A 12,575-nucleotide genomic window follows, 5' to 3' on the forward strand; every position below is an offset into this window, starting at 1 on the left:
AATTTGGAACAAATTTAAAGGCTATTAATGAACTGCAAATATTTTGGAATGTGTGCGTCATGTACACTTTTTGATAAATCATATGATGAACAACTCACATTTAAATTAGAACGAGAAAAAGAGAGATTTTCAAACTTTACAACTATGGATTTTGATCTTATTAAAAGTAGTGATAAAAACTTTAGAAATCGTGCAGAATTTAGAATTTGGTGGGAGAAAGATGAAAATGGAGATGAAATTTTATCATATGCAATGAATGATTTTAAAAAAGATATTTTAAAAATAGATTCATGTCAAATTGTAAGTGCTCATATACAAGAGATTATGCCAAAACTTTTAGATTTACTTATGGAAGATTTAATCCTTTCTTATAAGCTTTTTTCCGTTGAATTTTTAGGAAGTACCACAAACGATATGCTTGTAACTTTGATTTATCATAAAAAATTAGATGAACAATGGAATGAATTAGCAAAACAAATTGAAGAGAAATTAAATATCAAAGTTATGGGAAGAAGTAGAAAACAAAAAATCGCTCTTAGTAGTGACTCTATAAATGAAACATTAACTATAAATAATCAAGAATTCAAATTTGCCTATCAAGAAGGTGGATTTACTCAACCAAATACAAATGTAAATATCCAAATGATTGAATGGGTTTTAAATAATATTGAAGACTCTTCAAAAGATTTATGTGAACTTTACTGTGGTGGTGGAAATTTTACAATTCCATTATCAACTAAGTTCAATAAAGTTTTAGCAACTGAAATTTCAAAAACATCTATTAAATCAGCTTTAAACAATTGTGATTTAAACAATACAAATAAGATAACATTTTTAAGAATGAGTGCAGAAGAGTTTGTGCAAGGACTTCAAGAAGTACGAACATTCAATAGACTTAAAGACATAAATCTAAAAGATTATAACTTTGATGCCATATTTATGGATCCACCAAGATCTGGACTTGATAATACAACAAGAAATTTGGCAAAAGATTTTGAAAATATTATATACATTTCATGTAATCCTGAAACATTACATAGAGATTTAGAAGAGTTAACAAAAACCCATGAAATCGTACGATTTGCACTGTTTGATCAATTCGCATATACAAATCATATAGAAAGTGGAGTAATTCTAAAAATGATTAGATAATTTAATCTAATTTTAAGAAATGGTGTGCAATAATTTCAATATAAAGATTAGGGACCAATGGGTTCCGAAGAGAAGAAAAACTTTTCCTCTCTATGCTTGGGACTTGAAAAAGAAACAAGAAGGTCACCGGCTGTGAGTCAAATCACAATGTGTCATATTAAAAAGGATTTATTATGAGAATCAATACAAACGTTTCATCTTTAACAGCTCAAGAAGCTGCACAAAATACAAGTAAAACTTTAACTTCTTCATTAGAAAAGTTATCAACAGGTTTAAGAATTAATAAAGCTTCTGATGATGCTTCTGGTTTAGCAATTGCTGATAAACTAAGAACTCAAGCAACTTCTATTAATCAAGGTATTGCAAATGGTAATTCAGCTGTAACTTTACTTCAAATTGCTGATAAATCTATGGCTGAGCAATCAAACATTCTTGATACTGTTAAAGCGAAACTAATTCAAGCAAATACAGCAACTACATCAACTGATGGTAGAAAAGCTATTGCATCTGATGTTGCTAAATTAATGACTCAGTTTGATAATATTGCTAAATCTACTAACTATAATGGTACAGATTTGATATCTTCAAGTGCTAAAGCTTTAGATTTCCAAGTTGGAGAAGATGCAACAAAAGGTAAAATTACGTTATCTAAAGTAAATTCATCAGCATCAGCTTATGGTTTAAGTTCATTGACTAGTATAACATCTCTTGGAATGGCTTCAGCTGCAACTTTACAATCAACAGTAGATACTGCAATTAACACTCTAAATACAAATAGAGGGTCAATAGGGTCTACTCAAAATCAAGTTGAGTCTGCGGTAAGAAACTTAATGACAATGGCAACAAATGTTAAATCTGCTGAGTCAATCATCAGAGATGTTGATTATGCACAAGAATCAGCAAACTATAACAAACAGAACATTATTTCTCAAGCTGGTTCTTATGCAATCAGTCAAGCGAACTCTGTTCAACAAAATGTATTAAAATTATTACAATAGTAATTAATCTTAAACATACTAAAGGGCTTAGATTTTATCTAAGCCCTTTTTTTATGTGAACTAAATAAGATTCATAAATATCTATTATATTTTCAACTTGTTTATAAAATACATTTTCTATTTGACTTAGTTTACTTTCTATTTCACTATTCTCAAGATTTTTATCATTTAAACTATAATTAATATATGGCACTACAAAATTAAAATAATTTGTTATTACAGATAAAAAGAATTTATCATTTTTTTTAAGCATAATATTTAAAAGTATCAAAAATTTATCATTAAATTTTAAGATATTATTTGAACTCTTCTGTTTCTTAAATTGTTCATTTAAAGTTTTTCTAATAAATTTCATATTATTAATTTTTATATCTAATTGTGCAAATTCATTTTTTAATAATCCAAATTCACTTATCTTTTCTAAATTACTAAATAAAAAATCTTTAATTTCTATATCTTTATAATTTTCTATATCATTTATATTTTTTAGAATCGTACCTTTAATATATGCACCATCTTCACAAAGATTATATATATTTTGAAAAGGTTTTTTAAAAAGAGTAATTATTCTAACATATTGATTAATTGATAAAGCAAATATTCTATTGGTTACAACTTTATCTCTTTTATTTCCTTTTACTTGAATAAACTCTTCTCTTGAACTATTCCCTGTTTCTAAAACTTCATCAACTTTTGATTTATTATTTTCAAAGTCTTCTCTTTTATTTACATATCCCTCAAAGTGACTTGAACCTGTTTTCTCATCAAAAGCCAAGTCAGTTCCCAATAAATATATCTCTTTCACATTCATATCAAGTAAAAGAGATAAGGTAATTTCTCCAATACTTATTCCATTATAAGCATTTGAATTATTTTTAAAAGTATCAACAACTTCATATAAAAATAGTTTTTCTTGATTAAATCTATCTAATATTTTTGTGGGAGTATTAATTGAAGCTAAAACCATAGTATTTTTTAGTAGTTCTACATCATTTAAATTGAAATGCGTTCTATTTAAAATACGAAAGTTAGGATCAACTGTTGTTACAATATCAGGAATTATGCCATTATCAAATAGTTTTTTATATGTTGCCCCTATTGCCACTAATATAAATTTATCTTGATTTTCTTTCAACCATTTTAGATTTTTACCTAAAGAAGGACCTGCACCAATAAGCAGAGTTGGTTTATCATTTGTTAAAGAAAAATTAGCAGATTTATTTTTTGTTGTTAATATCTTATATTTATTTATATGTTTTGAAACTGAATAAAAAGTATCAAATAGAAGTTTTGTATAATCATAACTTGAACCATTTGATAGATATAATTCTGATAAAATTTTATGAAATACACTGTCCTCTACATTTATCATTTTGTAATATTTAATATTGTAATTTGAATAAATAAACATCGCTCTAAAAAACTGATTTAATTTACCAACTAAAATATCTTCTTCATCCATTACTGAAAATACAAGTTGAGATTTATTATTTAAACTCTTATAATCTGCCACAAATAATGACAATCTAAATATTTCCAGATTTGGCTCATAAATAAAACAACATTTAAAAGCCATTTTTTCTTGAAAATTCTTTAAATGTGTTCCTAGAAGATTTCCAAAAAAAAGAAATTTATCAAAATCTTTATATACTTTATCATCTGAATAACAATGTCCTAAAATAGAAGCATATTCAGACATATTGTCATAGATAATTCTATCTAAAACATCAAACTTAGAATCACTTATTTCAATATCTTTTTCTCTTGGTAAATATAGATTATTTACAAGATTTCCAAAAATTGATTTTTTACTAAAATCACAATTATTTAAAAAGTTTTCATTAATTAATTTAGCATTTCTTCCATAAGTATAGGTATTTGTAGCAAGATTCAAAATATCAAAATCACCTGTCTCTTTTACAAATTCTAAAACAAAATTTTCTTTAAAATAATTCTCATCAATCATTCTAGAAAGTGTATTTAGTTTATTAAAAAGTTCCAAATCATGTTCTTTAAAAAATTCAAGATTAGCGAAATATTGGCTGACTAATGCATTTTGTAAATCTTGTTCTGCTTGTGTCATAGTTATAACCTTTATTTAATTAGTTAGATATTATACTATTGAATGAGTAAAACCAACGAACTAGAAGAGATTCAACAAACATTACAGCAAATTTTTTTAAATAACTTAAATTTTTTAAAACAAAATAATAAAAATTTATATGAAAGATTAGTTGCTTTTGAAAAGTTAAATATTGAAAATTATTCAATTGAATTTATTGATAATAGATTTGAATTAATTGATATAAAAAACAAAACTTCTTTTTATAATAAAGACCCATTTATAGATGCAAAAAATAGAGTAAATAATTTTGAATTTTCTAATGCTTTTAGTTTAATAAAACTTGAACCTTATGAAAAAAGAAATCACTATGAAAATGAGATAAATGCATATTTATACATAAATGATTTCATAAACAATTTTGCAAATACAAGTACAGAAATAAATAAATTTGTATTTATAGGAACTCTTTTAGGTGTTCATATAAATGACTTCCACAATAGTATTAATTCAAAATCATATTTAATAATTGAATCAAATATTGAGATTTTTAGACTCTCAATGTTTATGACTGATTACACAACTCTTGCAAAATCATCAAAACTTTTTTTTGCCATTGCAGAAGATGAATTTAATTTTCAAAAAATAGTAAATGATTTTTTAGAATATAAAGAAGAGTTTAACAATCTGATTCATTATGAATTAGGTGATGAGAGTAACAGAGCAATAATTGATAGATTATCTTTACAATTTACCCAATCAAGTCAAATGAGATACCCATTTTCGGAATATCTAATAAGCTTAAAAAGAGGATTTAAATATTTTCTAGAAAGTAAAAATAAAATTATAAATCTATCAAAAAATTATGATTTTCTTGAAAAGAAAAAAGTCCTATTTTTAGGAGCTGGTGTTTCACTTGCTAGAAATATAGAGTGGCTTTATACAAATCAAAATAAATTTGTAATTGTAGCTTCGTCTGCTGTTTTAAAACATTTGCAAATACTTGATATTGTTCCTGATATTATTATTTTAATTGATGGTCAAAAAGATTGTATGTTGGATCAATTTAATATAAAAAAATCAATGTATGAAAATTCAACAATTTTATGCTCAATCAAAATAGATGAAGATTTATATGAAATCATAAAAGATTCAAATGTCTTTTTTATGCAAAACTCCCTTGAATTATTTAGAGATTTTGGCTTTTTATCAGGCGTAACTGTGGGAGACATTGGAACTGATATATTGTTAAGATTAGGAGCAAAAGAGTTATATCTTTTAGGTGTAGATGCTTCACTTGATTCAAAAACAGGAAAAACACATATTGGAACGCATCGTTCTTCAAGAAAAATAAATTTAAATAATAATTCTAATAGTATTAATTTCCAAAATAATATCATTTATGTAAAAGGAAATTTACAAAAAACAGTCCCTACATTTATGGAATATACAGAGATGATTGAACATTTAAGCCATAAACTTCAGTTTTTAGACAAAAGCTATAACATATATAATCTCTCAGATGGTGCATATTTTAGAAATACAACTCCTTTAGAGATTAAAAATCTACCTCTGGAAAATAGTGCAGATATAGATAAAATTATGTTAAAAGATTTTTTACTTAGTTCCTTAAAACAAATCAATAAACAACAGCTTAATGCTTTAGATATAAAAGAGATACAAAAAGAGCGAAAAATCTTAAAAAAATTGTCATCATTTAACAAGATAGAAGATTTTCTAAAAAACTTTAAGAACTTAGAAAAAACCATCTCATATTCAATTGTTATAAATATTTTGGATAATTATTTTAAGCTAATATTGCCTTATTATACATTTCTTAAAAATAAGCCAGATGCGAATGAAATATTGAACGCTCAACTTAATAAAATTTTAAATGACTTTAATAGTATCTACGATAAAATCAGTAATAAAATATAAAGTAGGTAGAAATGATTGTCCCATCTAAAAACCAAAAAACTTACGGAGTCCTTCATACTGAAAACTATTTTTCTTTTTTAGGTTTTTGCAAAAAAGTAAATAGTGACGAAATCCAAAAAGTTGATGTTTATTTAGATGATAAAAGAATTGATACAATCATTGCAGATAAACACCTCCAAAAAATTGAAGACATCTATGAATTAGATGGTTTTGGATTTAGTTATAACTTGCCTGAAGAATATATAGGTCAAAAAAGTTTAATTAGTTTTAAAAATCATGAAACGCAAGAAAATTTGCAAAATTCTCCTTATTCATTAGTAGATACAACTCATCCTAAATTTAATGAAACAAGATTTATCTATAGTTTAAATGAACCTATAGGTGAAGAACTTAGAAATATGTATAAACCAAATTGTGTAGGATTTTTAGCTACTAAAGAGAATTTAGAAGATGAAGAGTTTGTAGAGTATATAAATCAAATTATGAATGATTTTCCAGAGTATGATTTTAAAGCTTTCTATTTTGATAAAAATTCAATTAAAGAAATAAAAGAGAAGTTTAGAAATAATAATTTAAAATTAATAGAACTAACCGATGTAAAAGATATTTTTGAGAATTTGGAAGTATATTTGAGTAATTACGAAAAGACATTTAAAGATAAATTTGAAATACCAATAATGAATTTTTTAAGATATAAATCACATAATATTGCTTTATTAACGTTAAGTCTCAATAGAAATAAATTTTTTACTTTGAATGAGTTTGAAAATCAAAATAAAACATACTTCCAAAAATTACTACATAATCTTGAATATCTAGGGTTTGATAAAAATGATATAAATAAATATGGGAATAATTTTAATGCTATAAGTTTTAAATCAGATAGCCAGAAGTATTCTGTAGATATAAATTTTAATTTAGAAGAATCAACAAGAAAAGCATATGTTTATTATCACCTAAAATTAGGTTACAAAAATCATAGCTATTTCAAAGAGATTATAAATCGAATAAAAAAATCTATAGAATTACAAAAATGAATCAAAATAAAATACTTCACATAATGATTCTTGATAAATTTCTAGCTCCATTCATAGATTTTGTTGATGAGTATTTCGAAAGAGTTGAGCATCACTATGTTTTTATCACAAGCGAAAAATACGATTACGGACTAACCCCTGGACATAAAGTAGAGTTTTTACATACAGATGATGATATATTTATAACTTTACTTAAATATATGAAAATGGCAAAAAAAATAATATTACATGGACTTTGGAGAGATAAGATTGATATATTACTATATTTCAACCAAGAACTTTTAAAAAAATGCTATTGGATTATGTGGGGAGGAGATTATTACTTTTCAGAAAAGCAGTCTCAAATTAGACATAATATTATAAAAAATATGGGAAATTATATTTCAGCTACAAAACATGATATAGAGTATCTTAAAGAAAGGTATGAAATTAAATCAAATAATTTTTTTTTTAGTCAGTATTATCCAAATTGTATATCTGATTTTGAATATGTCACTAATGAACTAAATAATAAGAAATTAAAAATACTGATTGGAAATTCTGCTACATATACTAATAGACATAAAGAAGTATTTGAAATTCTGAAACAATATAAAGATCAAAATATTGAAATAATTGTTCCTCTAAATTATGGAAATAAAGAATACAAAGATGAAATAATAAAAGAAGCTACATCTATTTTTCAAAATAAATTTAATCCTATTGTAGATTTTATAGAATTTGATGCATATAAAAAGATTTTGTTAGATATTGATATAGCAATATTTAATAATAATAGACAGCAAGCTGGAGCAAATATTAAATTGCTTATTGGTTATGGTAAAAAGGTATATATTTCGAAAGAAAATTCTTTTTATAAAGAACTAAAATACAACAATATAACTATATTCGATATAAAAAACTTTAATTTAAAAAAAATCAGTTTAGAAATTTCAAAAAAAAATAGAGAGCTAGCTTTAAAATATTATTCATTAGACTCTCTTATTGAATCGTGGAAAGGAATTTTTAATTCAAAATGAAAAAAATAGCAATTTTACAATCAAACTACATCCCTTGGAAAGGATATTTTGACCTTATTAATATGGTTGATGAGTTTATACTTTATGATGATGTGCAGTATACAAAGAATGATTGGAGAAATAGAAATAAAATTAAAACATCTCAAGGTATAAAATGGCTTACTATTCCTGTTTATCAGAAAAAATTAGAACAAAAGATAAAAGACACTAAAATAAATGATAAAAAGTGGAATATAAAACATTGGAAGAATATATCACAAAACTATGTAAAAGCTGAGTATTTTAAGGACTTTAAGGATATGTTTGAAGAGCTTTATTTAAATTGTGATGAAGAGTATTTAAGCCAAATTAACTATAAATTTATAATGGCTATAAATCAAATTTTGGGGATTAAGACAAAAATCAGATTCTCTAGTGAATTTAATTTAAAAACACAACAAGGAAAAACTGAAAAACTATTAGATATTTGTAAATATTGTAATGCAAATATTTATATAAGCGGACCAGCTGCAAAAGGTTATTTTGATGAAAATTTAGCAAACAAAAATAATATAAAAGTAGAATGGATGGATTATAGTGGATATAAAGAGTATAAACAGCTGTACCCTCCTTTTGAGCATGGAGTTACTATTTTAGACTTAATATTCAATACGGGACCTAATGTAAAAAAATATTTAAAAAAAGGTGTTTAATGAAATCAGTTGACATAGAAATTTCTTCGGTATGTAATTTAAAATGTATTAATTGCGCTTATAATTCTGAAGATAATATAGATAAACAATTTATGAAAATAGAAGTTTTTACTAATATTTTAAAAAAAATTAAAAAAATGAATAATTTAGTTTATATACATTTAGTTGGATTAGGAGAAGCAACTTTACATCCAAAATTTATTGATTTTTTTGAATTAATAAAAGATTTAAAAAGCAAAGGTGTTAATATTGGAATTACTACAAATGGGACCAATATTTTAAAATACGTAGATGTGCTAAATAAGTTTGATACAATTACAATATCTTTTGATGCGGCTTCTGCAGAAGTATTTGATAAGTGTAGACCAGGTTATAATTTCTCTAAATTAGTAGAAAATGTGAAAAAGCTCACTAACAAAAAAAAACGTTTTTCATTTATAATAAATAACTATAACTTTAAAGAAATAGAAGCATTTGTTGAATTGTCAAAGAAATTAGGAGCAACTGATGTTTATTATGAATTTGCTAATGAGCCATGGATAAAAAAAAATAATAGACACTATGATAAAACCAATATTAAATTAATAATTGATAAATTAAAAAAATCAAATGATTTAAACATCGTTTTAAAAGATTCTCCAGTTTCCGGAGTATGTAATTATTTTGATAATGTTCTTAAGTTTAATCAAGATGGTACTACTTCAATATGTCCTTTTATTAATAAAAAAATTTTATTTGAAGATATTATTCTTTCTAGAAAAGCATTAACTGAAGATATAGAAAATTTAAAGTATAGTGAGTGTAAACAATGCAACCATTTCTCAATAATGAATAATGGAACTAAATGCTAATGTATGGATTTCAAAAACATCTAAATAGTGAATTCCCTTCACAAATTATCGTAGATAGTACACAGTTTTGCAATCTTGCATGTATACACTGCCCACATCCAAATTTTATAAAAACAGATGCTTATAGTGGTTCACATTTAAATGTAGAACTTCATAAAAAACTTATTGATGAAGTAGCAACAGATGGATTGGGAATATGTCAATACATAAGATATACAGCAAATGGCGAAACACTTATACATCCAAAATTTGATGAGATGATAGAGTATGCTGGTAAATACAGTAAAACAAGAATAAATGTAACTACAAATGGTGTTTTACTTACAGAAAAAAAAGCTAAAACGCTCCTTGATGCTGGTGTAAATGTATTTGATATTAGCATAGATGCTTTTAGTGATGAAACCTACTCAAAAATTAGAGTTAAAGGTGATTTAAATAAAGTTAGACCCAATGTTTTAAATCTAATAAAACTAATAAAAGAAGGTAATTATGATACAAAGCTTGTCATAAGTTTTGTAGAACAACCATTAAACATACATGAAACAAAACAATTTGAGAATTTTTGGAATGATTCTGGAGCTGATTTTGTAATAATACGTAGACTTCATTCAGCTGGTGGGGCAAAAAATGGAATTAAGTCTAAAATGGAAGAAGATTTTAAATATATAAAGAGAAAACCTTGTTTATATCCTTGGGAGAGATTAACTATTACTCCAGAAGGTGATTTATCTTATTGCCCGACAGATTGGATGAATAAATCACACTTTGTACACTTTTCCAAAACTACGATAAAAGAAGCTTGGCAAAGTCAATTTATGTATAATTTGAGACAAGCTCATCTATCAAATAATTATAAAGGATTTGATTTTTGTAAACAATGCCCTGATTGGATTCATACTAGATGGCCAGAAGAAGGAAGAGGCTATTCTGATATGATGCAAGAACTTATTCCTAGTGATTTGCTTTAAAAGGATATTAAAATGATTAGATTTTCAAAAGCATGTATAGCTGGTAATGAGTTGAAATATATTCAAGAATCAATGCAAACTTTTAGTATAAGTGGAGATAATCTGTTTACTAAAAAATGCCATAAATGGTTTGAAGAAAGATTAAACTGTAAAAAAGTTTTACTAACTACCTCTTGCACACATGCACTTGAGATGGCAGCTATTTTGCTTGATATAAAAAAAGACGATGAAATAATTATGCCTTCATATACTTTTGTAAGCACCGCAAATGCTTTTGTATTAAGAGGTGCTAAAATAGTTTTTGTAGATATAAGACCAGATACTATGAATATAGATGAAACAAAAATAGAAAAAGCTATTACTCCTAAAACAAAAGTTATAGTTCCCGTACACTATGCAGGAGTTGCTTGTGAGATGGATAGAATAATGGACATAGCAAAAAAGTATAACCTTTTTGTAGTAGAAGATGCAGCTCAAAGTATGATGAGTAGATATAAAAATAAAGCTTTAGGAACTATTGGGCATCTTGGAGCATTTAGTTTTCATGAAACAAAAAACTATACAAGTGCTGGAGAAGGTGGACTTCTTTTAGTAAATGATGAAAAGTTTAAAGAAAGAGCAGACATAATAAGAGAAAAAGGTACTAACAGAAGTCTATTTTTTCGTGGAATGGTAGATAAATATTCTTGGGTAGATATTGGAAGTAGTTATCTTATGAATGATATAAGTGCTGCATATCTTTGGGGAAATCTAGAATTTGCTGATGAGATAAATCAAAATAGATTAAATAGTTGGCAAAAATATTATGATGGATTAAAAAATCTTGAAGATAAAGGATTAATTCAACTTCCAATTATTCCAAAGGAATGTATACAAAATGCTCATATGTTTTATCTAAAAGTAAAAGATTTAAATGAGAGAACAAAATTAATAGAATATTTAAAACAAAATGATATTTATGCAGTATTTCACTATATTCCACTTCATAATTCTGAAGCTGGATTAAGATTTAGTAGATTTTCTGGAAAAGATATTTTTACAACTAATGAGAGTGAAAAATTGATTAGGTTACCTATGTATTATGGATTGGAAGCTTCTATTATTACAAAAATTATCAAAACTGTAAAATCATTTTTTGGAATTTAAATGCAAAACCCAAGTAAATTTCACAACAATAGAAAAGCTTACAATTGGCTCATATATAATAATATAGATAAATGGTTGTTAGAATATTCAAAATATTATAAACGTACATTAGTGGATTTAGGATGCGGAACAGCACCATATAAAGATTTCTTTTTACAATATGCTGACAAATATGTTGGTGTTGATTGGACAAATACTTTACATAATTCAAAAGCAGATGTAATATCAAATTTAAATGAAAGAATTGAACTACCTGATAATTACGCTGATACAATTGTTTCTTTATCAGTTATGGAACACCTTTGTGAACCACAAATATTTTTAAATGAAGGTTATCGAATATTGAGAAATAATGGTGTTATAATACTTCAAGTTCCGTGGATGTGGTGTATTCATGAAGCACCTTATGACTATTTTCGTTATACTCCATATGGACTTAAATATATGTTTGAGAAAGCTGGATACAAAGATATTCATATTCAACCAATTACAGGATTTTTTACTATGTGGTTTTTGAAAATGAATTATTTTAGTTTAAAATGGATAAAAGGCTCAAAATTGCGTAAAACTTTTACAAAAGCTTTATTAATTCCATTTTGGTATGTTGCACAGAAAATTGCTCCTTGTCTTGATAATAAACATAGAGGTTGGTCACTTGAAAGTGCTGGCTTTTTTGTAATAGCTAAGAAATAAATTTTATTATAAGGAAACA

At 25.4% G+C, this 12,575-nt stretch carries 11 protein-coding genes; 10 read left to right on the top strand and 1 reads right to left on the bottom strand.

Annotated features, from left to right (window positions below; all coding sequences use genetic code 11):
• Positions 1 to 27 precede the first annotated feature (27 nt).
• Positions 28 to 1,152, top strand: a complete 1,125-nt coding sequence (trmA, locus tag AVENP_RS14625; RefSeq protein WP_128359589.1) for a tRNA (uridine(54)-C5)-methyltransferase TrmA — start codon at positions 28 to 30, stop codon at positions 1,150 to 1,152.
• A 173-nt stretch (positions 1,153 to 1,325) separates the two neighbouring features.
• Complete coding sequence (locus tag AVENP_RS14630; RefSeq protein WP_128359588.1) at positions 1,326 to 2,150, top strand: flagellin; 825 nt, start codon at positions 1,326 to 1,328, stop codon at positions 2,148 to 2,150.
• Positions 2,151 to 2,184: 34 nt separating this feature from the next.
• Here AVENP_RS14630 and AVENP_RS14635 read toward each other — a convergent pair whose 3' ends face one another.
• Positions 2,185 to 4,233 carry a motility associated factor glycosyltransferase family protein gene (locus AVENP_RS14635; protein ID WP_128359587.1) on the bottom strand — a complete coding sequence of 683 codons (2,049 nt, stop codon included), beginning with the start codon at positions 4,231 to 4,233 and terminating at the stop codon, positions 2,185 to 2,187.
• A gap of 42 nt (positions 4,234 to 4,275) precedes the next feature.
• On the opposite strand from AVENP_RS14635, the gene AVENP_RS14640 reads away from it, so the two are divergent.
• The 8 genes from AVENP_RS14640 to AVENP_RS14675 are packed head-to-tail and all read left to right on the top strand — an operon-like array spanning position 4,276 to position 12,556.
• Positions 4,276 to 6,150: a 6-hydroxymethylpterin diphosphokinase MptE-like protein gene (locus AVENP_RS14640; protein WP_128359586.1), complete on the top strand. Its 1,875-nt coding sequence runs from the start codon at positions 4,276 to 4,278 to the stop codon at positions 6,148 to 6,150.
• A gap of 11 nt (positions 6,151 to 6,161) precedes the next feature.
• Positions 6,162 to 7,187, top strand: coding sequence for a hypothetical protein (locus AVENP_RS14645; protein ID WP_128359585.1), 1,026 nt, complete (start codon positions 6,162 to 6,164; stop codon positions 7,185 to 7,187).
• Positions 7,184 to 8,206, top strand: a complete 1,023-nt coding sequence (locus tag AVENP_RS14650; RefSeq protein ID WP_128359584.1) for a TDP-N-acetylfucosamine:lipid II N-acetylfucosaminyltransferase family protein — start codon at positions 7,184 to 7,186, stop codon at positions 8,204 to 8,206. The genes AVENP_RS14645 and AVENP_RS14650 overlap by 4 nt, the downstream gene beginning before the upstream one ends.
• Positions 8,203 to 8,898: a WbqC family protein gene (locus AVENP_RS14655; RefSeq protein WP_128359583.1), complete on the top strand. Its 696-nt coding sequence runs from the start codon at positions 8,203 to 8,205 to the stop codon at positions 8,896 to 8,898. Before AVENP_RS14650 ends, AVENP_RS14655 begins: the two co-directional genes overlap by 4 nt.
• The gene (locus AVENP_RS14660) at positions 8,898 to 9,749 is read left to right on the top strand and encodes a radical SAM protein (protein ID WP_128359582.1); all 852 of its coding nucleotides are present in this window, start codon (positions 8,898 to 8,900) and stop codon (positions 9,747 to 9,749) included. Before AVENP_RS14655 ends, AVENP_RS14660 begins: the two co-directional genes overlap by 1 nt.
• Positions 9,743 to 10,717, top strand: a complete 975-nt coding sequence (locus AVENP_RS14665) for a radical SAM/SPASM domain-containing protein (protein ID WP_128359581.1) — start codon at positions 9,743 to 9,745, stop codon at positions 10,715 to 10,717. The genes AVENP_RS14660 and AVENP_RS14665 overlap by 7 nt, the downstream gene beginning before the upstream one ends.
• A 12-nt stretch (positions 10,718 to 10,729) precedes the next feature.
• Positions 10,730 to 11,863 (top strand): dTDP-4-amino-4,6-dideoxygalactose transaminase, encoded by a 1,134-nt coding sequence (gene rffA / locus AVENP_RS14670; protein WP_128359580.1) that lies wholly within the window; start codon positions 10,730 to 10,732, stop codon positions 11,861 to 11,863.
• Entirely contained in the window at positions 11,864 to 12,556 is a 693-nt protein-coding gene (locus AVENP_RS14675; RefSeq protein ID WP_204514130.1) for a methyltransferase domain-containing protein, read from the top strand. It begins immediately after the preceding gene.
• Positions 12,557 to 12,575 lie beyond the last annotated feature (19 nt).

The sequence above is a fragment of the Arcobacter venerupis genome (genome assembly GCF_013201665.1).
In the GTDB taxonomy this organism is placed as follows: Bacteria; Campylobacterota; Campylobacteria; order Campylobacterales; family Arcobacteraceae; genus Aliarcobacter; species Aliarcobacter venerupis.